Source organism: Novosphingobium sp. 550D (assembly GCF_057401885.1).
This window is the reverse complement of the sequence record NZ_CM171613.1, coordinates 3,101,424-3,123,616: the sequence shown is the minus strand read 5'-3', so window position 1 is coordinate 3,123,616 and position 22,193 is coordinate 3,101,424. Positions and strand designations below refer to the sequence as shown.

Genomic DNA, 22,193 nt, shown 5'->3' with positions numbered 1-22,193 from the left:
GCTTACTTCGCCCGCGCCTGATCGGCCGCATCGGCGGGCGAGGGGCGTGTGGTTTCCAGCGCCACCATGTCCCGGCCTGCGCGCAGGATCAGCCGTTTGTGGAAACCATCGACCACCAGATAATCGCCATCGCTGCTGTAATTGACCGGGGCCTCGGTCTTGCCATCGGGGGCCGGGGCCAGAATGGCGGGCAGAGACCGCCCCGGCGCCCAACTGAGATAGACCGAATGGCCATCGTCAAAGATCCGTTCGGGCATCAGGGTCTTTGCGCCCTTGACCGTCCATGCGAAATTGAGATGGCTGAGCCGGTCGGGAAGCGGCGTGGTCTGCACCGTGGTGATCAGGCTTGCCTCTTGCGCCTTGGGAATGGGCGGGGTGGCGACAGGATCGGGCGCATAGGCAAAGCGCAGCAGGTAAAGCGGCCTTGCCCCCGTGCTGCTGCGCAATTCGAACAAGTAGGTGTGGCGGTCGGTCACCACGGTCATGTTGGTGACGGGCGCCTTGGCCGAGGTGGGTTTGACGAAAAGCAGATTGGCGCGGCGGTTAGGCGTGATTTGCCAGGCGCCGCTTTCGCCCACGGCGATATTCTCGATCCTTTCTTCATCGCCGAACTGGATGGTGGATTGATAATTGGGCCGCGCGGCAAAGGTGATGATCTGATTTTCGGCATAATCGCGGATCGACACGCGCGGGTCGGTGCCGATCATCGCGGGAACCGGCGCGGCGGCCATCAGGAACAGCGCGCCGATCATGCCAACGTGTCCTTGAGCGAGGAAGCAGAGGCGGGCGCGCTCATCCCCCGGCCAATGTCGCGGGCGCGCGGCGATGTGGCGGGGATGACGCCTGATGATGGAAACATCATGGGCGATACGCCGGGCATGGTCAGAATGCGGGCGGAGGTTTCGGGCATGATGTCCTGATGTGGCGCGTTGACGGCGGCGATCACGCTGCGCAGGCGTTCGTCGCGTTCGATGGGGCGGGATTGGATCATCGGGACGATGGTTGGCGGGGCCGGGGCCGCATTGGGGACGGTGGCGGGCGCGGCATAGCTGGTCTGGGCCGGGGCGGTCGCGGGCGCCACACCAATGGGCAGGCGCCAGCCCGAAGTAAGCGCCGAGGTCATTTTCAGCACCATGGCCATCAGCGCGCAATGGATGCAGGCGGCAACAAAGACCGTGGCGGCCTGTGTCATATCGACCGCGCCGCCGCTCAATTCCGACACCACCGGGGTCAGCATAGCCACCGATCCTACCCCCAGCATGACGGTGAACAAAGGCACCAGCGCGAACATAACCGCCGCCTTTACCCAGCCTTCGAACAGGCCGCGCGTGGCCGAAAACAGCGAGAAAATGAGAAAAATCGGCCCGACGGCCAGAATCGCGGCCAGAGCGATCCGGCTGGTCACCAGCACGCCCACCGTGCCCAGCAGCAGCAGCAGCGCGGCATAGGACAGTAATTGCGCGGGCGTGGTGGTGGCGCGTTTGGCTTCTTCGGTCGCGGGCTGGGATTGCTGCGCCGCATCGGCGACGGTTTGAAACAGCGTGTCGAGCCTTTGCGCAAAGACCTGCGATGCCGAACCCTTGATGCCCAGCACCGAGGAGGCGATCCAGTCCGGCCCGGTGGACAGCAGCGTCCAGACCACCTGACTATAGGCGATCCAGCTGGTGGCAAAGGTCAGCGCAAGGCCCAGCGCCATCATGCGCGGCGTCAGCGTCGACAACCCCAGCGTAACCCGCCCGGTCAGCAGGCCGATGGCAAAAAGCGCGACATAAAGCGTCAGCGCGATGGTGAGCGAGGTGGTGAGCACGCCCTCGCTGCCAAAGATATGGGCAAAGGCGGAGGCGGTCGCTTGCCCCGCCATGCAATCAACGCTGCGCAGAGCATCGGCAATCGAGGATACGCCGCCAGATGCAAGAGGCGCGCCAAGGGGGGCACAGGTCATTCCGCTGCCTCTGTGGCATCGGCAAAACCATCCCACGCCGCGCCCGTCAGCAGCGGCAGCCAGCGCGCCGGATCATCCCCCACACTGGCGCGCAGCATGTCGAGGCGGCGCACGCTGGCTTCCCGGCCCGAAAGGACGGTCAGCATTTCGGGCATGGCGGAAAGATCAAGCCGGACCACCATGGAATCATTAGCATGGCGTACAAGGAAACACCGGCTGTTGGCGGGCAAGGCCCGGATCAGCGCCAGTTCGTGATGCGTCAGGCCAAAGCCGTCGCAATAATCCTCGGCCCGCGCGCGGGAATTGGGGGTGAAGATCATCGTCGCGGTCTGTTCGACAATCGCGCTGGCGATCCGGCTGTCCAAGGCGTCGCGGGCGCTTTGCGTGGCAAAGCCCACCATTGCATTGCGTTTGCGCAGCGTTTTGAGCCAGTCGCGGATGCGGGCGGCAAAGATTTCATCATCCAGCGCCTTCCACCCTTCGTCGATCAGGACTATCGTGGGCGAACCGTCCAGCCCTTCATCGATCCGGTGGAACAGATAGAGCAGAGCAGGCGTGCGCAGCGCGGGATCTTCAAGGATCGCGGTCATGTCGCAACCGATCATGCGCGATGTCAGGTCAAAGCGGTCTTCGTCATTGTCGAACAGCCACGCATTCGGCCCGTCCAAAATCCATGGCGCAAGCCGCGAGGGCAGGTCGCCCGGCTCCGGACGCCGGCCACCGGCGAGCAAGTCGCGCAGGTGGCGCAAGCGCCGGAACCGGGCCTCGTGATCGTAGAGGGCGTCAACAGCCTCTGCGATCACGGTCTCTTCACCCGCATCTGTGGCGGCCAGAAGGCGGGTGAGAAACTGGCGAAGAAAGGCCCGCGAGCCTGCGCTGTCGGGCAGGGCGAGCGGGTTGAACCCGGTGGGCTGTCCGGGAATCAGGCGGGTGTAATGCGCGCCACATGCCCGCAAAAAGATTTCCGCGCCCCGGTCCTTGTCGAACAGGATCGTGCGGGGGGCAAATTTCTGGGCCTGCGCGGTCAGGTAATTGAGCACGACCGTCTTGCCCGAACCCGACGGGCCGATGATGGTGAAATTGCCCAGATCGCCCTGATGGAAATTGAAGAAATAGGGCGTCGCGCTGGTCGTTTCAAAGGCGGTGACGGCGTCGCCCCAATGGTTGCCCCGGGCGCGGCCAAGGGGAAATCCGTGCAGCGAGAGGAACCCGGCCGCATTGGCTGTCGAAATCAGCGCGCGGCGCACCGCATAGGTTTCATTGCCCGGAAATTGCGCCCGCCCGCCCGCCGCGTTTCGACCGTGTCGAGGCCAAAGGATACGCGGGCATAAGGAATGTGGTGCCCCAGATCGATGCCATCGGCAGGCGACATGACCGGTCGCCATTCGCCATTATAGATCGCGCTGAGCAATTCTAGTGGCTGCGATTGCCCTTCGACCTTGCCCATCACCCGCGCGCCATAGGGTTCGAGCGCGGCCAGAAGCGCGGCAGTGGCCCCTTCCAACTCGCGGATGGTGCGAGGGTCGGGGCCACGCTCGCTCGCCATGCGGCGAGAGAAACGTTCGAGCAGGCCCGCCTTGCCCCGTGCGGGGCGGCGGACCAGCGTCAGGAATTGCTCGTTGATAAACAAAGGCGTGTCGGCGAGCCGCTTTTGCCGCGCCGCATCGAGCGCGGCGGAAAAGGGTTCGGGAAATTCGGCCTGAAGCGAAAGCGCCACCCGGCGGCGCACGACATGGTGATAGACCACGAAACGTGCGTCCAGCACGCTGCGCAACATGGTTTCGCGCACGGCCAGCATATGGTTGAGCTGATCGGCTTCCTCGGTTTCAAAGGGCAGGCCCGCAACGCGGATCACGCTCATCACCGCGCCATCGCGCAGCGCCAGAACCGTGTCGGACATATGCGCGCCATAGGGCAGGCGGTCGCCCGCGCGCGCTTCATTGCGGCTCCACGCCGCAGGACCTTTCCAGCGTCCGGTCATATCAGGGCGCATAGCTGTTACAGCCCCAGCGCGACCAGTTACGCACACGGGGACAGCGGCTGACGCGGGTCAGCCAGAGGTCGAAGATGCGCGGTTCGCGCAAGGAGGCCAGATAGCCCGCGCCATGCACCACCAAGGCCACCGGCAGCGCCAGAAAGCTGCGCGTGATGAGGAATACCTCGGTCGTGACAGCCATGTTGATGATGAAAAAGCTGAAGGTTACGCCCGCAAACATCTGGGGCCGGGTCAGGGCGCGAAACACGGGCGTCTGGTGCAGCGCGCTCATGGCGGCTTACTGCGCCATGCCGGCGGTGGCCTGAATGCCGCCGACGATCGCGCTGGCGCCAAACAGGATGAAGCAGCCGATGATGACCGTCGCGCCAAAGCGCCAGTTCACCCGCCCGGTCAGCATCATGAAGCCCACCATCGCCACCGCGATCACGGCAACAGCGGTCGCGACCTGACCCAGCAGCGTGGCCTGAAGCCAGCCCAGCGCCGAGACGATGGGGCCGGAACCAGCCGGGCCGCCAGCAGCTTGCGCATGGGCGCGCATCGGCAGAATGACCAGCGGCAACAGGGAAAAATAGCGTGCATCGCGCATGATCGCGGCTCCGAATAATCAGCGGTTGAGCGAAGATCCCGCCAGGCGCCGATCTGTGGCGCCCGCGATATTGAGCCGTGCCGTGATGGCGGCCACATAATTGCGGGTTTCGGAAATATTGGGGATGGCGCGGGCCTGCGCCACGCGGCCCGGCCCGGCGTTATAGGCCGCCAGAGCCAGTTCCAGATTGCCGTCGAACCGATCAATCTGGCCGCGCAAATAGCGCGCCGCGCCGATCAGATTGGCTTCTGGATCACGCGGGTCCACGCCCAGGTTGCGCGCAGTGCCGGGCATCAATTGCCCAAGACCCATCGCGCCTTTGGGAGAAATTGCGTCGGGGCGCCAACGGCTTTCCTGCCATATGACGGCTTCGAGCAAAGACGGGCTGATGCCGGCCAATGCCGCCGCCCTGACTAGGGACCTTGTGAAAGCAGGGGGGGCGATGATGCTTTCACGCGGAGTCAGGGCGGCGGACGGAAGGGCGGTGATGTCGATGGGGGCATCTGTGGGGGCGGATGACACCCATTCGACCAAGCCGCTCGCCGTTCTTGTATGGCTGATGCCCTTTGCGTCGATCTCGATCACCTGTGCCCCGGCCGGACCGGTGGCAAGCGTTGCAAGGAACGCGGCCATCAGACCATAACGGTTGAACAGGGAAAGGGGCGATGCATTGGGCATGACTGGAAATTGAGCGACGATGATTGCGCGGTAATTTCGGCCAGATTTCACCATCGGCGCGGCGCGGGGCCCATCACGCAAAATTTCTGAAATCATGTGGCCAGAAATTTGTGGAAATGCCGCCCAATGCAAGCCACACAGACCGCCATGGATATGGCGACAAAAATCCTGATCGTAGATGATGACAAAGGCATCAGAACGGTTGTGTCCGAATTCCTGGGCAAACATGGGTATCTGACGGCCACCGCCGCCAACCCCATAGAAATGCGCAAGATTTTGGAAAACGGCACTTTCGATCTGATCGTGCTGGACGTGATGATGCCCAAGGAAGACGGGTTGAGCGCATTGCGCAGCCTGGGGCCGAACGCGCCGCCGGTGATTATGCTGAGCGCGGTGGGGACCGACATCGACCGCGTGGTGGGCCTTGAAATGGGCGCCGACGATTATCTGGCCAAGCCTTGTAATCCGCGTGAATTGCTGGCGCGCATCCGGGCCGTGTTGCGGCGCAAGGCCGCCGCGCAGGCAGTGCTGGATCAGGCCATGGCCATGCAATCGGGCGAGGTGGCGGCGGAACCTGACGTTACGCCCATCCAATCGGAACCTGCTTTGAAAACAGGGGGGTCTTCGTCCAACTGCCTGTTCTTCGAGGGCTGGCGGATGGATCTGGACATGCGCTTGCTGTTCGATCCCGATGGCCGGATGATCACCTTGACCGAGGGCGAGTTCCGCCTGCTTCTGGCCTTTGCCCAGCATCCGCGCCGGGTGGTGACGCGCGATCAATTGCTGGAATGGTCGCGCGGGGGCGATGCTGATCATTTCGACCGTGCCATCGACGTGCAACTCTCGCGCCTGCGCCGGAAAATGACCGATGCGGGCAGCAGCGGCGTGTCCGAACTGATCCGTACGGTGCGCAATGAAGGCTATGTCTTTGTGCCGCATGTGACACGCGGCTGATCGAATTGTTGCAATTCTGCTGAAATTCTCCTGAAAATTCGCTGGTCGATCTGATGGTCGGGGCGCGGCCGGTTTTGGCGCGGCGCCAGAGCCATTGGAGAGCGCTATGCATGAAGAACAGGAAGAACATGATCTAGGTCTTGCCCATGATTTGCACATTATCGGGGAACGGTTGATCGAAAGGCGGCGCGCGCTGGGCTTCCTTTTGTCGGCGGGAACGGTTGGCCTTGTGGGCGCCTGTGGCGGCGAATCGGATTCGGGCACCAGTTCGACCTCTGGAACTTCCACTTCGTCGAGCAGCAGTTCCTCTTCGTCCTCCTCGTCATCTTCTTCGTCGTCGTCTTCGAGCAGCAGCAGTTCGTCATCCTCGACCAGCTGTATTGCCGATCCGACCGAAACCAACGGCCCCTATCCGGCCGATGGCACCAACACGTCGAGCGGTTCGACCTCGAACGTCCTGACCGCCAGCGGCGTGGTGCGCAGCGACATTCGCTCCAGCTTTATTTCATCGACCACCACGGCTTCGGGCGTGTTGCTGACCATCACGCTCAAGCTGGTCAATGTGAACAATGCCTGCGCGGCGATTTCGGGCGCGGCGATCTATATCTGGCATTGCGATGCGGCGGGGCTCTATTCGCTCTATTCCAGCGGGGTGACGACCGAGAGCTATCTGCGCGGGGTGCAGGTGACCGATGCGAATGGCGAGGTGACCTTCACCACCATTTACCCGGCGTGCTATTCGGGGCGCTGGCCCCATATCCATTTCGAAGTCTTCACCGGCGGCCTGACCTCGGCCAGCACCGGGCGGACTTCATCGCTGATTTCGCAATTGGCGATGCCGGCGGCCACCAATTCGACCGTGTTCAACGGCGATTCGCGTTACAGCGCCAGTATCTCGAACTATTCGAAGATATCTATTGCGTCGGACAATGTGTTTGGCGACAACACATCGGCCCAGATCGCCCAGATGACGCCCTCGCTGAGCGGCAGCATCAGCGCAGGTTACACCGGCACCGCGACGATCGGCATTGCGGTCTAAACTCCTTGCCTGCCTTGGCGGGATGGCGGCGGGGGGCGCAATCCATGGCGGCAATGCCCGCGTGGATCAGCGCGCCATGGCCGGGGTCAAATCGATCTCGGCAGAGGCCATGCCGCGTGATTATGATTATTTCGGCCCGCGACTGGCGCCGGCTCTGTTCGGGGTGTTGGGCGCGGGGCTGTTCTTCTGGCTGATGGCAGGATTGGCCGATAGCGTGGGGATGGGGCTGATCCTGTCCACGCTCTATCTATGCAACACGGCCCAATTGGACTTGTAACGGTTTTGCGCCGGTCACTTGAGAGTTTTATGCTCGTTCAAGGAAACCGGCCGCAGCTCACTCGAACACTTTGCAATCAACAGCATCTTATGGATCTGAGCCTGATCAAAACCGTACGAAGTCGATCTCACGATAAAATTTCTATTGTATAAATGTCGATTGCGCCATTGTTACATCTGAGGAGCTTGGAAAATCTGTTTCCAAAGTTAACGGCCTAATTAAACCCGAGGGTTTTAGTGGTGCATCGGGTCTGTAGGTTGGTGTCGCGGTCCATGTGATCTTTTGCACACCGGGCTGGGCATCGCCAATCAGGTGGTTCACCCACAGATTGACGACTTTGATCTCGATGCTGTTCTTACCCTTTTGAACAAGCTTGCCAAGATCGACACGGTATGGCGCATGCCACACGCTTCCTGCCGGCTGCCCGTTGATTTTGACCTCGGCAATTTCCGATACCTTGCCCAGATCCAGCCAAAGAGCAGCACCTGCCCTGACGCTTTTTGGCAGGGTAAAAGGTGTTGCGATAGGTCGCTTCTCCCGAAAAATACTTTACTCCCTTATCGGGATGATCGGACAAGGATTGGAGCGTTTCGAGGCGAATGGCTGCTGGAGCACCGCGTCCGGGCTGAAACTGCACGGTCCATGGTCCCATAAGAGTTGCTACCTTCTGCAGGTGCGGTTTGGGCAGGGCAAGTTGGGGTTGACGCGCCGGCTTGCGGAACACCACGAAGGCGGACTCTTCAGCAGCCAGGTCAAGCGGTACGACGGTTTCATCGCCTTCGATTGTGTAACCGACGGGTTCGATGCGACCCGTGTCTGCATGCCAGAGTTCGGGTAACTTGCCTGCAATTCTGAACCGGGCAGAGAAATGTTCCGGCCGATCCTTTCTGTTGACCAGAAACCACAGATCTCCTTCGGGAAGCGTGCGGTGCACGAATGGGATGTCGGCGTCAGGCGCTGCATTCTCCACCTTGAAGTCGGGCTTTACCCCAACACGTGCAAGCGCATCGTCCAGATTTTGCATGGCGATCACACGGCCCGCGCCAACTTTGGTAATTTGGCCGTCACCCCACAGACGAGCGACCAGCGTCGAGAAGGCCTTTGGATCATCCTCAAGCGAAGGCGACGTGGTTGGCGCCATGCCGATGATGGTCGCCCCGGCGTCTGCCAGCTCAGTTATCCGTCGCAAAACGGCAATGGTCATCTTCCGGCTCGACCCACCCAGGTAAAGCGCCTTTTATCTCGCGCCGCCACTGCTGACGAGTTCGCCGCCTTCAACCTTGACAGCTTTGAAAAGACTGTCCCTGTTAAGGAAGTCAAACGCATGGTATTTCGTCGCTTCTTGAGTGGCTGGCTGGCCATAGAGCGCCGTGAGCGGGCCTTCTTCACCATAAAACACCGCAACGCCGGCAACATTTCGCCCGCTCTGAAGAAGCAGCGAGTTGCGGGCGATATAATCGATCCATCGGCGGGCCATTTCGCCCCAGGCTTCGTGTCGATTGAAGTATTGCCCGAAAATCAAAAGCGACAGTCCGGGTATCCGGTCATCCACGGGCTGATGCACCGAGGTATGAATAACCGGCCGGTTCACGCCATTCACGAATTCTAGGTCAGCAATCCGTCGAAGGTCGTTGGGGGCGTTGAACCATGGCGCTGATGCTGATGTCATGGATTCTGCGGCGACGAGATTCTTGCCCAACACGTGCGCCACGGAAGCGGCGCCTCTGATATCGGCGATGTGGCTTAGATTTGGCCCCTGCTGGCGCCCGAAGGTCCACAATGCGGTCATCGGTATGTCGGCGTGGCGGCGCATGGCCATGTCATCGCCCAGCGATGGCCGGTCAAGTTCCAGCGCCTCGCCATAGACTTTCAAGCCTTGTTCGTGGGCCACCTTGGCGACCGTGCCGTAATGCTCGGATGCCATCAGGTCCGCAAGAGTCTGGCGATAGTCCCACAAGAAGCGATCGGTTTGCTCGCGCGTTCCGACCAGCACCCCGCTCAGAGTGGGAAACCAGGGGGTGGGGTCATAGCGAGATCAGCTTTGCCGATGGCACGGCCTTCGCCCAATCGCTTGCCGATCCCTACTACCACGATACCATTCAGCCCGATGAGTTGAACTTCGTGTGCCAAAGCCGGGTTATCCTATTGGCAACGCGGGTGGAGGAGCAACCAGTGGCCCATCCCGGCACCGCGCGGTTGAAGTTGATGCGTTTTATCGCCAGCAATGGCAGGGCCGACGCGGAAAGCTTTGAGGCGCAGTGGCAAGCCGAGGCAAAGCGGATTGCCGACCATTCCGCCCTGAAACCGATGCTGCGTAGGATGACGCGCAGCATCAGCCTCGACGGCTTTGCGGCCCAACTTCCCGCCGGCTTCATCGCCAACGCCCCGCTCAGCCCCTATGTGGGCGTGGACAGCCTGTGGCTTGATGCAGAGGATGACGATCAGGCCATCGCGGCCTATTGCTTGGCGATCGAGGAAGCCGAATCCGCGCTTTTGCCGCTTGTGGAGCGCCGTTCGGAGATCTTGTTCATCGTGGAGGAGCGTAGCATCGTTGCGTAATCCTCGCTGCGGCTAAATGGAAAGGGGCGCAAAGTTCAACCTTTGCGCCCCTCTTTTTGTCACGAAGAAAGGTATCGGCCACATCGTAGAACGCGCCCGGCGAAGAACCGAGGCGCGCCTCTACGTCATCTCAGGTTAGCTCGGATCACTGCGATGACACTTCCAGAACCATTTTGCCCGATGCGGTCCGGCTTTCCAGCAAGGCGTGAGCTGCTGCCTCACCCAAAGCGAAAGAGGGGCCCAGCAGCGGTTTTACGCGGCCTTGCCGCCAGCGCTGGACGAGGATGGCCGCTTGTCTTTCCGTCAGGGCAAGAAGCGCCGCAAGGTGGACATGCCCGTGGCCTCGGCGCTCAGAGAAATTCTTGACGCGCCGCCGCGCCGCGCCACCACGATCTTGACGACACCAGCGGGCAATCCGTGGGGGCAGATCAATTTCCAGCATCATTGGCGCGCGCCAACATTGGAAGCGGAGCTGGATGGTTTGCACTTCCATGGCATTCGCGGGACCGCCTGCACGAAGCTCGCCGATGCCGGCGGTACCCCGTCAGAAATTGCAGCGATGCTGGGTTGGACGATCCGCGCGGTCCACGACATGCTCGACCGGTACCAGGTTTTGACGGCTGCACAGAGCTATTCAGCTGTGGCCAAATTGGAGAGCCATTGGAATGTTGCCGTGCGGAACAGTCTGCGGAATGCCGTGGAAAAATAAACGTTCGGAAAGGTATTTTATTATGGAAAATCAATTGGCTGGGGTGGGAGGATTCGAACCTCCGCATGGCGGTACCAAAAACCGCTGCCTTACCGCTTGGCTACACCCCAGCATCACCTCGGCCAACATTGGGCCGGGAGCGGTCGCTTAGCTTCATTGCGCGGGGAAGAAAAGAGGCAATTTGAACTTTTTGTGCAAATTGCCTCTTTGAACGCACAATTGACCGCGATCACACCGTGGCGTTGACCAAGCTTTCAAAATCGGCCGCCGAATGTCGCTCGAGCAAACCCTTGCGATTGTTCACAAGGCGGCCGCGTTGCGCTGCGGGGCGGGCGTCGATTTCCTGAACCCAGCGGCCCACGTTTTCATATTCATCCAGGCCAAGGAAGGTCTTGGCATCGCCATAGGCATCGCCGCGCCACAGATTGCCTAGCCACGGATAGGCGGCCATGTCGGCGATAGAATAGTCGTCGCTGCCCAGAAAACGGCTTTCCGCCAAACGCTTGTCGGCCACGTCGAACAGGCGCTTGGTTTCCATCGCATAGCGGTTGATAGGGTATTCGAACTTTTCGGGCGCATAGAAATAGAAATGGCCAAAGCCGCCACCGATGAAGGGCGCGCTGCCCATCTGCCAGTTGAGCCAGCTGAAGGTTTCGGCGCGCGCTGCGCCGCTGGTGGGTAAAAATGCGCCGAATTTTTCCGCCAGATAAATCAGGATCGCCCCCGATTCGAACACGCGCACCGGCTTGGCTTCGGTGCGGTCGAGCAGGGCGGGGATCTTGGAATTGGGGTTGATTTCGACAAAGCCCGATCCGAACTGATCGCCCGCGCCGATGTCGATGAACCATGCGTCATATTCCGCGCCCGCATGGCCCGCGGCCAGCAGTTCCTCGAGCAGGATTGTCACCTTCTGCCCATTGGGCGTGGCGAGGGAATAGAGTTGCAGGCCATGATCGCCAACCGGCAAGGCCTTGTCATGCGTGGCGCCGGAAACCGGGCGGTTGATGCTGGCGAACTGGCCGCCATTGCTTTTGTCCCAGGTCCAGACCTTCGGGGGTGTATAGGTGTCGCTCATCGTGACGGGCTCCTGCGGGGGGATTGTTGCAGGGCCAAGATAGGAAAGCACGATGCGATCCGCCAGACGTGGGGCGCAGAAGAAAGTTTTGATCGCGCAAAAGAAAAGCGGGGGCACTTGAGGCCCCCGCTTGATGCAATCTCGTTTGACTTTAGGCCAGCTTCATGACCCAGCCATGCGTGTCGGGCGACTGGCCGCGCTGGATCGCGACAAGGCGGTCCTTCAGCTTGGCCGTGGTCTGGCCGGGGCCGCCGCTGCCGATGGTAAAGCTGCTGCCATCGGGCGAGGCAACCTTGCCCACCGGGGTCACGACCGCCGCCGTACCGCAGGCGAACGTTTCGAGCAGGCGGCCCGAAGCCGCATCATCGCGCCACTGGTCGATCGAATAGCGTTCCTCGCGCACATTCAAACCTTCCTCACGGGCCAGTTCGATCAGGCTGGCCCGCGTGATGCCGGGCAGGATCGTGCCCGACAAAGGCGGCGTCAGCAGGCTGCCGTCTTCAAAGGCGAAGAACAGGTTCATGCCGCCCAGTTCTTCCACCCACTTGTGTTCGGCAGCGTCAAGGAACAGCACCTGATCGTGCCCGCGCGCAAATGCCTCGGCGGTGGGGACCAACGAGGCGGCGTAATTGCCACCGCACTTGGCCGCGCCCGTGCCGCCCGGCGCCGCGCGGGTGTATTCCGACACCCAGATCGACACGGCGGGCGCGCCGCTCTTGAAATAATTGCCGGCGGGCGACGCGATCACGATGAACTTGTACTGCTTGGCCGAACGCACACCCAAAAACGGCTCGGTCGCGATCATGAAGGGGCGCAGGTAAAGCGATGCACCTTCCTGTTCGGGGATCCACGCCTTGTCGGCCAGAACCAATTGGCGCACCGCCTCGACAAAGACCTCTTCGGGCAATTCGGGCATGGCCAGACGCTGCGCACTGGCGTTGAAACGCTGCGCATTGGCCTCGGGGCGGAACAGCGCGATGGAGCCGTCGGCGTGCTTATACGCCTTGAGGCCCTCAAAGATTTCCTGCGCATAATGCAGAACGCTGGCCGCCGGGTCGAGCGGGATGGGGCCGCGCGGGCCCAGCGTGGCGTCGTGCCAGCCCTTGCCCTCGGTCCATTCGATCACCACCATATGGTCGGTGAACTGGGTGCCAAAACCGGGCGCGGCCAAAATCCCTTCGCGTACCTCATCGGCCACGGGGGCGGGGTGGGGCAGGCGGGTGAAGGACAGGACAGGCTCGGCGATGGTCGCCATGATACACGACTCCTCATGGGGTGAATGCGGTTGCCTTTGAACGAAAATTGCGCGCAAGGCAAGTGGCTTGAAATTAAAAATCCCAAACCCCGACGGTTGCCCGGCTGATAGCACGGTTGATGGCGTGGGAAAACCGCTTCAAACCCATCAATTGTCGATGCGGGGCAATTCCTTGGCTTCCAACCCTGCGTAAAAATGCGAAACGGAGCGTTGCAACTCATAGCGGGCCAAGGCCACAGAGGCAAAACGATCGGGAATCGGCATGTCGCCGGCCTCGCCCATGTCCAATCCGCGCGCCACCGCGTCGCTCAGCGCGCCCTCCAGCCAGTTGAGCCAATCACGCGTCTGGGCAATCGCGTAATGGGTGACGTCCACCGGGCCATGGCCGGGGATCAGTCGGGCAAAACTCATCGCGTCCAGCCGGTCCAGGCTTTGCCGCCACGCCGCCAGATCGGCGTCCGGCGTCGCAGGGGCGCGGTTGTGAAAGACCAGATCGCCCGTGATCAACGTCCCGCTGGCCTTGTCCATGACGGCCAGATCGCCGCCCGAATGACCCGACAGGGCGATAGCCTCCAGCGCGCGCCCGCCGATTTCGAATGGCCCCGGCATCACGTCCAATCCCGGCAGCACAACATTCGTCCCCGTCATCCAATCCGCCAAAAGGCGATACATGCCATCGGAAAATCCTCGCCCGTCGCGTTCCAATTCGCGCCGGGTTTCGGGCAGGGCGGCGATGATCGCCGGGTCAAAGGCCGCCGCGCCCATTGCATGGTCGGGGTGAAGATGCGTGATCAGCACGCGCAGCACCGGCCCTCCGGTCAATTTCCGCGCCAGTTCCGCCAAGGCCGTGCCAAAGGTCAGCGATGGCCCGCAATCGCAAAGAATCGCGCCGCCCTGCGCCGCCATAATGGTGCAATTGGCAATCGCCCCGCCGTTGTTGAAGGCAATCGCTTCATCCGCCCCGCGAATGACCCATACACCCGGCGCCACGCTTTCGGATTTCAGCGCGTATCGTTGCGCCGCCCGCGCCGCAAAGGGCAATGCCATAGCCCCGCCGATCAACGCGCGCCGGGTCAATCCCCTAACCATGGGGCGGCCTGCTTTGTGGCCCGATTGTGCCTTGATATTCGCGGCCTTCGGTGTCGCGGGCCTGAATTTTTACCGGCCCATCCTTGGTGGGACGCAACAGGAATGTGAAGGCGGGATCCTCGCTGACCGAACCCTCGACCGTCATATTGGCCAGTTCCACCCCGGCGGCATCGCGCAGGCGGATGGTTTCAACGTGAAAACTGGGAATGTTTTCAACCAATCCCGTATCCATCGGATGACGAATGGACACACGCAGGCGCAGATCCTCGCTCTCTCTCCAGGCGCTCCCTCGCATTTCGCCAAGATGTTGTGCCCAATCACCCTTGGCCCGGCTGACCGGGGGCGCGGAACATCCCCCGCCCGCCGCATCGACCCAGACGCCCGACACATGCCAAACCCCGTCGCCGCCCAGAACAGCCGCCCGAACGGGGGTGCGCTGATCCAGCTTTATACGCAGCGAGAGAAAGGGTTGCGCGTGAAGCGGGCGGAAATCCACTGCCTGGGGCAGAGGATTGAGGTCGGCAAAGATGATGATGCGTGAAACACCGGCGATGGTGCGCGCGTCCACCGTGACGGGAAATTGATGCTGGTTTTCGGCAATCACGGGCACTTGCAAACGCACCCTCGGATCAAAGACCACCGGCGCGCCCTTCAGGATCTTTGCTCCGTGATAGGTCCACATGGGCGACCCCAACGGATCTTTGGGCAAGGGCGTGGCCGCCTGTGCCGACGCGGCCAGCATAAGGGGGGACAACACCGAAAGGAGGGCCGCTTTGCGCATGATACCAAGGGTGACTATGCGGCCAAGTCGGAGCGCTTTACCATGATACCTTGGGATTAGGTGGAGCGCGCAATGGTATTGGGTTTCGCTCTGTTTCTGGCGGCCTCGGCGGCGGGGCCGGATTTGTTCAACGCCGAAGGTTATCGCGCGTCATCCTATCGCGCGCCGGTGGATCGCGATCCGGCCCCGGCGCAGCGTCTGGCTTTGGCGGCGGCGCGGGCGTTGCGGCCGGGGCGGGATGCGCTGTTCATCGATGCCCAGCCTTTGGCGCGCGATGGAACGACGGGGCGGTGGCTGCAAACCGAACCCCATGACACCATCCCCGGTGCGATCTGGCGACCAGAAGTCGGGCGTCCCGGTGTTGATCCGGCGCTTTGGTCGGGATTGCGGGGGCGGATTGATGCGTGGCGACGCGGCCATCCCGGCGCGCCGATTGTCCTGTATTGCAGGGTCGATTGCTGGATGGGGTGGAATGCGGCCCGCCGCCTTGCGCGTGACGGCCTGCGCGAGGTCTATTGGATGGCCGAAGGCGTCGAAGGCTGGCGCGATGCGGGCGGAACGCTGGCCCCCGTCAAGCCTGAACCGTAAAAATGAGAAGGGCCACGACAGCATCTGCCATCGCAGCCCTTCGCATGGTCAGCGGCCGCAAAAGTGCCGCCCACGAAGCCTTTATCGCTTAATCGTGAAACTTAGCGATAATGCTCCGCGATGCGGATTGCCGACCTCTCTGCTGAACCATGAGACATCGGATCACCTCCTTTCGCGCTGTTGAGCCATAGGGAGCCGCCGGGGGGCGCAATACCCATCCTGACGACGGGGCGAGGGTCTGTTCAACCGCGCTCGCCTTGGGTGAAAGTTGGTGTATTTTGCGGCGCACAACAAGTCTTGAAATGGAAAAAATTGCTGTCACAATCTCGGCTCCCCGGACCTGTGAGTCTTTCGGGAATCCCTGAAATCCGCGATGTTTTTGAAACGGGCCGCAACCGGTTTTGCGCGCCCGCAAAATTATCCCCAGCCGTGATGGGATAGATCGGCATTTACCAGATTCGCGGATGTATTTTTTGCTGAAACGTGGCGCTCTACCTTGCGGCGCGGCAATCCTCGACCACGCGCGATGCCGATGCATCCGCGGGCAGCAACAGGGCCGGATGGGTCGCCACCTCGACCATCCAGCGCCCGCGGGTCAGAGCAATGGCATCGAGCAACCGGTCGCCGGCATTGAGCGTGAGAGCCGCGCCCGAAGGATCGCTTTCGGCACTTGCCTGCCGCGTCTGGGTGGCGGTGGTGATCATTACAACCCCGCCCCCTGCGGCAAGGCCCGGCATGGTCAGGCGCACCTGACCGCCACGACAGGCCATGATGATCCGCGTGTTGCCGCCCACGCCATATTGCGCCTGAGACGCGCCGCCCGACATGCTCCACACCCATGCGCCGGGGGTAAGGGGCATGTCGCGCCAATCGGTGGGTTGGGGCATGGGGGCCGGCGCCGGACGCGGCGCGGGTTTGGCAACAGGTGCGGGCGGCGGGATGACGACCGGCGGGCTGGGCGCGCAACTGGACAACAGCGCCATGGTCAGGCCACCGCAAAGCGCCGAAAGGGTCATGGGGCGCCGCTTGCCAAAGGGCATAGTGGCGAAGAATGGGGCGCGCGCGATTGCCTTCATCGCTTCCCTATGGAATGAGGGCGCGCCCAAGACAAGCCGCCAAACAGAACCGAGACGATGAACAGTTCCAAAAAGCCCGCCAAAATTCGCGTCGATCAATTGCTGGTCGATCGCGGCCTTGCCGAAAGCCGCAGCAGGGCCAGCGCGCTGGTGCTGGCCGGATTGGTGTTCAGCGGCGAGACCAAGATTGCCAAGCCGGGGCAGCAGATTGCGCAGGATGCGCCGCTGGAAACGCGTGGGCGCGATCATCCGTGGGTTTCGCGGGGGGGGATCAAGCTGGCCCATGCGATCAAGCATTTCGAACTCGATCCGACCGGCGTGACCGCGATGGATATTGGCAGCTCGACCGGGGGCTTTACCGATGTGTTGCTGACCCATGGGGCCGAGCGGGTGTTTGCGGTTGATTCCGGCACCAATCAACTGGCGTGGAAATTGCGCCAGGACCCGCGCGTCACGGTTCTGGAACAGACATCGGCGCGCATCCTGACCGAGGCGGAGATCGACGCGCCCTGTACGTGGGTGGTGTGCGATGCGTCCTTCATCGGTCTGTCGAAAGTTCTGGAGGTTCCGCTTCGCCTTGCCGCGCCGCAGTGCCGTCTCGTCGCCCTGATCAAACCGCAATTTGAGGTCGGGCGCGGCGAAGTGGGCAAGGGCGGGGTGGTGCGTGACCCGGCACTTCATGCCCGCGTGTGCGAGGAAGTGCGCGTCTGGGTCGAGGGTCTTGGCTTTATCGTACAGGGCATTGTGGAAAGCCCGATCACGGGGCCGGAAGGCAATGTCGAATTCCTGATTTCCGCCTATCGCAGCGCAGAGGCCGGGATAGAGCAGGTTACGGAAAAAGCAGAGAGTTAATCGGGTAAGCGGTTTGTTAACCGTGAGGCAAGTGGTTTTACGCAATTGGCTCCGTTTCGGAACAGCATGCTTTCGCGCCATTGCATGGGCACTTTGCGCCCGCCACAAGGCGCATGGGCATGTCGCGAATCATGCGGTGCGGGAAATTAGGCGGATTGAAAGGCCTTTTGGCCAAGATGGTGAAAATGGATGCGGCGCGGCATTGGGCGGCGCAGCGGCGATGTGACGGGGTTCTGGACGAAGATGACGGAAATTGCCTCCTCGGGTCAATTGCGGGCGGGACTGGCGCGTTGGGTGCTGGTGCTGGTGCCGGGGATCAACCTGCTCGGCTTTCTGTCGGCCAGCGTGTCATTTTCCGGGCCGGACAATCCGTGGTTCGCCTCTTTGGTCAAGCCGGGCATTTATCCGCCGCCGCTGGCCTTTCCGATTGTGTGGACCACGCTTTATGTGTTGATGGGCGTGGCGCTGGCCATTGTCGTTACGGCGCGCGGCGCGCCCGGGCGCGGGGCGGCGATTGCGCTTTTCGCGGCCCATCTGGTGCTGAATATGGCGTGGTCGCCGGTGTTTTTCGGGATGCACCGGATTGCGCTGGCCATGGGGATCATCGTGGCGATGGCTGTCTCGCTGATCGCGGTGATCGCAATGTTCTGGCGCGTGCGGCCGGTGGCGGCGGGGCTGTTGGTGCCCTATCTGGCGTGGGTCTTGTTCGCCAGCGTTTTGAACTGGCAATTTCTGGCGCTCAACCCTGATGCCGATGGCGGTCAGGCGCCTGAAGTGGTGCATATTCAGCTTTAGAATTTAGACCCGCCCCTTGATCCTTGCGGCTTTGCGCGCCATCTAGGCGTCCATCGGACACCTTTGTCATACGGGCAGGGGGCCGCGGATTACAGATACGGAAAAACGCGCCATGCAGAGCGAAAACCCCTTCCTTGCCGATTTCGTGAAGCTGATGAACAGCGCAGCGGGAACCTTTGCCGGGGCCACGCGTGAGGCTCGCGATTCGGCGCGTGAACGTTTCCGTGAAGCCTTTGGCGGTCTTGATTTCGTCAGCCGCGAGGAATTCGACACGGTCAAGGCCATGGCCGCCACGGCTCGCGAAGAAGTCGAAGTGCTGAAGGAAAAGCTGGCCGCGCTCGAAGCCAAGATCGGCGGTTAAGGTTGGAAGGGCGGGGCCGTTATGCGCACCCGCCCCGGCATCTGCGCGCGCAAGCGCCGTTTTGATAGCGAGGCCGCGGCGATCGAGGTCGCCTTGAAGGCCGCAATAACGCTTCGCCCCTATCGCTGCGCCATTTGTCGGCACTATCATCTGACCAGCCGAACCAAGGGTATGCGCAGCCTGCCACGTATGGGCGAGGATCACCCCCGCCCACCGTCAGATTAAACACCGCCCTCCGGCGCCGACACGCGGCCCGTCCGCTCCAGCTTGCCCCAACCGGTGCCGACACCGCGCACGGCGGCGGATACGGCGCGGATCACCACCGAATACATCAACTGGCGATAGACAAAGCGCTGGGCCAGCAGCAGGAACGGGCGGAACTTCTTGTCACGCACGTCCAACCGATAGGCAATCCAGCCGCACACAAGGTCGATCGACGAAAACGCCGCCCAATAGACCGCCATGCGCAAGACGTCGGTCTGCGTCTGGGCCCAACCGTGCTGGATCACGCGGGTGATCGTGCCCATGACCGAGACGACCAGCGCAAGGTCGATGGCGGGCGAAAGAACGGCAAACAGAATCTGGAATACCCATGCCTGCGGCACGCCGATGAAGGCGAGGCCCCCCGGCTTACCCCGGCGCATGATTTTGCGATGCTTCCACAGGCATTGCAGCGTGCCATAGGACCAGCGGAAGCGTTGTTTGGACAAAGCGCCAAAGGTTTCGGGCGCCTCGGTCCATGCCACGGCATCCTCGTCATAGGCGACCTTCCACTTTTTGCGCTGGATGGCGATGGTCAGATCCTGATCCTCGGCCAGCGTGTCTTCGGGATAGCCGCCCACGCTTTCCAATGCGCTGCGCCGCCACGCGCCAACGGCGCCCGGCACCACCATGATCGCGTCAAAACGGGTCAGGGCGCGGCGCTCGATATTCTGGGCCGTGGTATATTCCACCGCCTGCCAGCGGGTGACCAGATTGACGCGGTTGCCCACCTTGGCATTGCCCGCCACCGCGCCGATCTTGGGATCGATGAACCAGCGGACAAGGCGCAGGATCGTTTCTTTTTCAAACTGCGTATCGGCGTCCAGCGCGACGATGATCTCGCCCGTGGCTTCCTTCAACGCCTTGTTCAGCGCGCTGGCCTTGCCGCCATTGACCAAGGTCATCAGCTTGACACGCGGGTTGTCGCCGAATTTCTCGGTGACGATGGCGCTGGTCCCGTCCTTGGACCCGTCATCCGCGACGATCACATCCAGATAGGGATAGGTCGATTCAAGGATGCGGTTGACGCTGCTCTCGATCACCTTCTCTTCGTTGAAACAAGGGATGATCACCGTCACCTTGGGCCGGAACGTGGCGTCGGGCGTTGGCGCCTTGCGCTTGGCCGGCAACAGGGCCAGCCCGACCAGCGTCACCGAACGCAGCACGCCCAGCGCGATGGCAAAGAAGAAGGACCAGTTCAGCACCACAATCATCAGCCCGATGGTGGTAAAGGCGAAAACGTCGGCCCGCACCGCCAAGAGGTCATAGCCCTTGACCGGCGGCATCACTTGATCGGCGGTCAATCCGGCCAGTTCGGCCACCGAGACGAATTGATACCCCTGTTGACGCAGCGCGACAATGATGCCGGGCAGGGCCGCCACGGTCTGTTCACGGTCGCCGCCGCCATCGTGGAGCAGGATGATATTGCCCGAATAGGCCGGACGCCCTTCCTTGACCTGCGCCAGTGTGGAATCGACGATATGCTGGACGCCGGGTCGCATCCAGTCATCGGGATCGACGTGCAGGCCCACGACGGTATAGCCGTGTTCCTGCGCAATTTGGGCGGGCACCAGTTCGTCGGCGGTCGTGGGTTCGGCGTCCCCGAAATAGGGCGCGCGGAACAGGCGCATCGAGCGCCCGGTATAGGCTTCGACCAAGCGCTGCGTCGCGTTCAATTCAAGCCGGATGCCGGTTTTCGATGAATTGGCCATGTTGGGGTGGGTATAGGAATGGTTCCCGATCTCCATCCCCGATGCCACCATGCGTTGCAGCAAGGCGCGCTGGGACACCCCATTCTCACCAATGATAAAAAAAGTGGCCGGCACCTTGTACTGTTCAAGGATCGACAGGATTTGCGGCGTCCAGATTTCATCCGGCCCGTCGTCAAAGGTCAAAGCAACCTTCTTTTCTGAATAGCCCGTCCGCTGCACCTTATACGGTGTGGGCAGGCGGTCATAGGTCAGCGAGGAAACCAGCCCGGTCTTGGGGTCAAAGGCCAGCTTGCGGTCACCTTCGCTGGGGGTGGATGTGATGCGCAGGATTTCGCCCGCGCCCTCAACGTCGGCATTGGCGGTCTGGGCAATATGGCTCAGGTCGGGAAAAGGGTTCTGCTTGTTCCCATTGCGCCAACTTTGCAGCGCCTGCCAGAAGCCCGGATCTTCGGTCCCCAAACGCCAGAGCGCGATATTGCCGACGCCCAGCTGCGACAGGATACGCATCTGGTTCCAGCTGGCCGCGGCATCGATCATCCACACGTCATGGCGCTGGCCATTTTCCAGAAAGGAGAAGCCGGTGTTGCCGCTGGCCTTGTCATAGGTGGGCGTGGCGGCGGAATCGTGGGCCGAGAGCCATGCTTCTTCGACGGTCAGGCTTTCCGCGCCGGTTTTGCCGCTGGCGTCCGGGTGCCAGTCATAGGCATAGGAACCCAGCGCGATGATGACCTTGTCGGCGGGCATGTTGCCGATGGCCTTGCGCACCTTGGTCGCGAACCAGTTGTTCGACGCAATCGGGCCGGGCTGTCCGCTGGCCCAATGTTCGTCATAGGCCATCAGGATGATTTTGTCGGCCACGGCGGCAAATTGCGAAGGCGACCAGCCATCGCCCTCCATCGGCAGCGTCACGGCCACAACCTGCCCGGTCTTGTCCAGCGCCTTTTCCACCTCGGCAATCATGGCGCGATAGGCGGGGATGTCGGACGGCGAGAGGTCTTCAAAGTCAAAGATGATGCCCGCATCGCCCGACTTTTTCAGATAGTCGATCAATTGCGCGATCAACGCCTTGCGCTTGGCCTTGCTGGCAAACAATGCCTCAGCGGCGGGGCGGGAAAAGCCGTCATCATCGACATTCTGCAACACCGGCACAACCAGCGGGCGGTGCAGCGCCGACAGCAGGATGCGCCGCAGCGGACGATCCTCGCTGACATGCAGTTTGCCGGCACGGTCGATGTTGAGCGAGGTCGGCGCGACCCAGTCGATCTGGTTGATATGGCGCAGCAGCGAGGGCGCCGAAGCATCCGACCAGTTCGAATAGAAGGCAACCGTGATCGATTGCCCCTTGCTGTTCGCGCGCTGTTTGGGCGGCGCGCTGAACATGCGCGAGAAGGAATGCGACAGGCGCGAGACCTGTGTTCGCATGGGCAGAGCGCTGCGCCGTTCAAACCCCAGCGGCAGCGGCGAGGGCGCCGGAATATGCACCACGGTCGTGGCAAAGGCGATTGCGCCGATGACCAGAGCGATCAGCCCGAAAAACGTCAACCGCCGCGTCCAGCGCCGGCGGCGCCCCGAGGGATCGAAAAATACTGGTCTGGCCAAGTGCCGCCC

At 61.9% G+C, this 22,193-nt stretch carries 22 protein-coding genes, 1 tRNA gene and 2 pseudogenes; 9 read left to right on the top strand and 16 right to left on the bottom strand.

The window, feature by feature from the left end; all coding sequences use genetic code 11:
- Nucleotides 1-2: 2 nt before the first annotated feature.
- From AC2S2E_RS14805 to AC2S2E_RS14780, 6 genes and pseudogenes are all read right to left on the bottom strand, one after another.
- On the bottom strand, nucleotides 3-752 hold the full coding sequence (locus tag AC2S2E_RS14805; RefSeq protein WP_486522877.1) for a TrbG/VirB9 family P-type conjugative transfer protein: 750 nt from the start codon (nucleotides 750-752) through the stop codon (nucleotides 3-5).
- Complete coding sequence (locus AC2S2E_RS14800) at nucleotides 749-1,942, bottom strand: TrbL/VirB6 family protein (RefSeq protein WP_486522876.1); 1,194 nt, start codon at nucleotides 1,940-1,942, stop codon at nucleotides 749-751. The genes AC2S2E_RS14805 and AC2S2E_RS14800 overlap by 4 nt, the downstream gene beginning before the upstream one ends.
- Nucleotides 1,939-3,710 (bottom strand): annotated as a pseudogene (locus AC2S2E_RS14795) (VirB4 family type IV secretion/conjugal transfer ATPase); the annotation flags it as partial. The pseudogene AC2S2E_RS14795 and the gene AC2S2E_RS14800, both read right to left, overlap by 4 nt.
- 214 nt (nucleotides 3,711-3,924) lie before the next feature.
- Entirely contained in the window at nucleotides 3,925-4,209 is a 285-nt protein-coding gene (locus AC2S2E_RS14790) for a VirB3 family type IV secretion system protein (RefSeq protein WP_486522875.1), read from the bottom strand.
- A 6-nt stretch (nucleotides 4,210-4,215) separates the two neighbouring features.
- Complete coding sequence (locus AC2S2E_RS14785; protein WP_486522874.1) at nucleotides 4,216-4,524, bottom strand: TrbC/VirB2 family protein; 309 nt, start codon at nucleotides 4,522-4,524, stop codon at nucleotides 4,216-4,218.
- 18 nt (nucleotides 4,525-4,542) lie between these two features.
- Complete coding sequence (locus tag AC2S2E_RS14780) at nucleotides 4,543-5,298, bottom strand: lytic transglycosylase domain-containing protein (RefSeq protein WP_486522873.1); 756 nt, start codon at nucleotides 5,296-5,298, stop codon at nucleotides 4,543-4,545.
- A gap of 30 nt (nucleotides 5,299-5,328) precedes the next feature.
- Between AC2S2E_RS14780 and AC2S2E_RS14775 the strand changes: the two genes are divergently transcribed.
- The 3 genes from AC2S2E_RS14775 to AC2S2E_RS14765 all read left to right on the top strand — a co-directional run bounded on the left by AC2S2E_RS14775 (nucleotide 5,329) and on the right by AC2S2E_RS14765 (nucleotide 7,472).
- Complete coding sequence (locus AC2S2E_RS14775) at nucleotides 5,329-6,156, top strand: response regulator (protein WP_486522872.1); 828 nt, start codon at nucleotides 5,329-5,331, stop codon at nucleotides 6,154-6,156.
- A gap of 106 nt (nucleotides 6,157-6,262) precedes the next feature.
- Complete coding sequence (locus AC2S2E_RS14770) at nucleotides 6,263-7,195, top strand: dioxygenase family protein (RefSeq protein WP_486522871.1); 933 nt, start codon at nucleotides 6,263-6,265, stop codon at nucleotides 7,193-7,195.
- A 22-nt stretch (nucleotides 7,196-7,217) separates the two neighbouring features.
- Nucleotides 7,218-7,472 carry a hypothetical protein gene (locus AC2S2E_RS14765; protein ID WP_476107634.1) on the top strand — a complete coding sequence of 85 codons (255 nt, stop codon included), beginning with the start codon at nucleotides 7,218-7,220 and terminating at the stop codon, nucleotides 7,470-7,472.
- Nucleotides 7,473-7,613: 141 nt separating this feature from the next.
- Here AC2S2E_RS14765 and AC2S2E_RS14760 read toward each other — a convergent pair whose 3' ends face one another.
- From AC2S2E_RS14760 to AC2S2E_RS14750, 3 genes and pseudogenes are all read right to left on the bottom strand, one after another.
- Nucleotides 7,614-7,937 carry a glycosylhydrolase-like jelly roll fold domain-containing protein gene (locus tag AC2S2E_RS14760; protein WP_486524621.1) on the bottom strand — a complete coding sequence of 108 codons (324 nt, stop codon included), beginning with the start codon at nucleotides 7,935-7,937 and terminating at the stop codon, nucleotides 7,614-7,616.
- Entirely contained in the window at nucleotides 7,828-8,124 is a 297-nt protein-coding gene (locus AC2S2E_RS14755; RefSeq protein ID WP_486524620.1) for a glycosylhydrolase-like jelly roll fold domain-containing protein, read from the bottom strand. The genes AC2S2E_RS14760 and AC2S2E_RS14755 overlap by 110 nt, the downstream gene beginning before the upstream one ends.
- A gap of 189 nt (nucleotides 8,125-8,313) precedes the next feature.
- Nucleotides 8,314-9,465: pseudogene (locus AC2S2E_RS14750) on the bottom strand (glycosyl hydrolase); the annotation flags it as partial.
- A 179-nt stretch (nucleotides 9,466-9,644) separates the two neighbouring features.
- On the opposite strand from AC2S2E_RS14750, the gene AC2S2E_RS14745 reads away from it, so the two are divergent.
- Complete coding sequence (locus tag AC2S2E_RS14745; RefSeq protein WP_486522870.1) at nucleotides 9,645-10,031, top strand: hypothetical protein; 387 nt, start codon at nucleotides 9,645-9,647, stop codon at nucleotides 10,029-10,031.
- Between the two features lie 292 nt (nucleotides 10,032-10,323).
- Nucleotides 10,324-10,740: a tyrosine-type recombinase/integrase gene (locus tag AC2S2E_RS14740; RefSeq protein WP_486522869.1), complete on the top strand. Its 417-nt coding sequence runs from the start codon at nucleotides 10,324-10,326 to the stop codon at nucleotides 10,738-10,740.
- A 35-nt stretch (nucleotides 10,741-10,775) separates the two neighbouring features.
- On the opposite strand, the gene AC2S2E_RS14735 is transcribed toward AC2S2E_RS14740, so the two are convergent.
- The 5 genes from AC2S2E_RS14735 to AC2S2E_RS14715 all read right to left on the bottom strand — a co-directional run bounded on the left by AC2S2E_RS14735 (nucleotide 10,776) and on the right by AC2S2E_RS14715 (nucleotide 14,901).
- Nucleotides 10,776-10,850: transfer RNA gene (locus AC2S2E_RS14735), tRNA-Gln, on the bottom strand.
- Between the two features lie 119 nt (nucleotides 10,851-10,969).
- Nucleotides 10,970-11,815, bottom strand: coding sequence for a glutathione-dependent disulfide-bond oxidoreductase (yghU, locus tag AC2S2E_RS14730; protein ID WP_486522868.1), 846 nt, complete (start codon nucleotides 11,813-11,815; stop codon nucleotides 10,970-10,972).
- A 151-nt stretch (nucleotides 11,816-11,966) separates the two neighbouring features.
- The gene (locus AC2S2E_RS14725; RefSeq protein WP_476103082.1) at nucleotides 11,967-13,070 is read right to left on the bottom strand and encodes a branched-chain amino acid aminotransferase; all 1,104 of its coding nucleotides are present in this window, start codon (nucleotides 13,068-13,070) and stop codon (nucleotides 11,967-11,969) included.
- A 147-nt stretch (nucleotides 13,071-13,217) separates the two neighbouring features.
- Nucleotides 13,218-14,117 carry a quinoprotein relay system zinc metallohydrolase 1 gene (locus AC2S2E_RS14720; RefSeq protein ID WP_486522866.1) on the bottom strand — a complete coding sequence of 300 codons (900 nt, stop codon included), beginning with the start codon at nucleotides 14,115-14,117 and terminating at the stop codon, nucleotides 13,218-13,220.
- Between the two features lie 34 nt (nucleotides 14,118-14,151).
- The gene (locus tag AC2S2E_RS14715; RefSeq protein ID WP_486522865.1) at nucleotides 14,152-14,901 is read right to left on the bottom strand and encodes a quinoprotein dehydrogenase-associated SoxYZ-like carrier; all 750 of its coding nucleotides are present in this window, start codon (nucleotides 14,899-14,901) and stop codon (nucleotides 14,152-14,154) included.
- Nucleotides 14,902-15,012: 111 nt separating this feature from the next.
- Between AC2S2E_RS14715 and AC2S2E_RS14710 the strand changes: the two genes are divergently transcribed.
- Entirely contained in the window at nucleotides 15,013-15,528 is a 516-nt protein-coding gene (locus AC2S2E_RS14710) for a rhodanese-like domain-containing protein (protein WP_486522864.1), read from the top strand.
- 491 nt (nucleotides 15,529-16,019) lie between these two features.
- Here the strand turns inward: AC2S2E_RS14710 and AC2S2E_RS14705 are convergent, their stop codons facing one another.
- A complete protein-coding gene (locus AC2S2E_RS14705; protein ID WP_476103090.1) occupies nucleotides 16,020-16,604 on the bottom strand; it encodes a hypothetical protein in 585 nt (194 codons plus the stop codon).
- Nucleotides 16,605-16,661: 57 nt separating this feature from the next.
- On the opposite strand from AC2S2E_RS14705, the gene AC2S2E_RS14700 reads away from it, so the two are divergent.
- The 3 genes from AC2S2E_RS14700 to AC2S2E_RS14690 all read left to right on the top strand — a co-directional run bounded on the left by AC2S2E_RS14700 (nucleotide 16,662) and on the right by AC2S2E_RS14690 (nucleotide 18,612).
- Nucleotides 16,662-17,456 (top strand): TlyA family RNA methyltransferase, encoded by a 795-nt coding sequence (locus AC2S2E_RS14700; protein ID WP_476103092.1) that lies wholly within the window; start codon nucleotides 16,662-16,664, stop codon nucleotides 17,454-17,456.
- A 189-nt stretch (nucleotides 17,457-17,645) separates the two neighbouring features.
- Complete coding sequence (locus AC2S2E_RS14695) at nucleotides 17,646-18,251, top strand: TspO/MBR family protein (protein WP_486522863.1); 606 nt, start codon at nucleotides 17,646-17,648, stop codon at nucleotides 18,249-18,251.
- A 112-nt stretch (nucleotides 18,252-18,363) separates the two neighbouring features.
- Nucleotides 18,364-18,612, top strand: coding sequence for an accessory factor UbiK family protein (locus AC2S2E_RS14690; protein WP_476103097.1), 249 nt, complete (start codon nucleotides 18,364-18,366; stop codon nucleotides 18,610-18,612).
- A gap of 221 nt (nucleotides 18,613-18,833) precedes the next feature.
- On the opposite strand, the gene AC2S2E_RS14685 is transcribed toward AC2S2E_RS14690, so the two are convergent.
- On the bottom strand, nucleotides 18,834-22,184 hold the full coding sequence (locus AC2S2E_RS14685) for a trifunctional glycoside hydrolase family 18/polysaccharide deacetylase/glycosyltransferase family 2 protein (RefSeq protein WP_486522862.1): 3,351 nt from the start codon (nucleotides 22,182-22,184) through the stop codon (nucleotides 18,834-18,836).
- Between the last annotated feature and the right edge of the window lie 9 nt (nucleotides 22,185-22,193).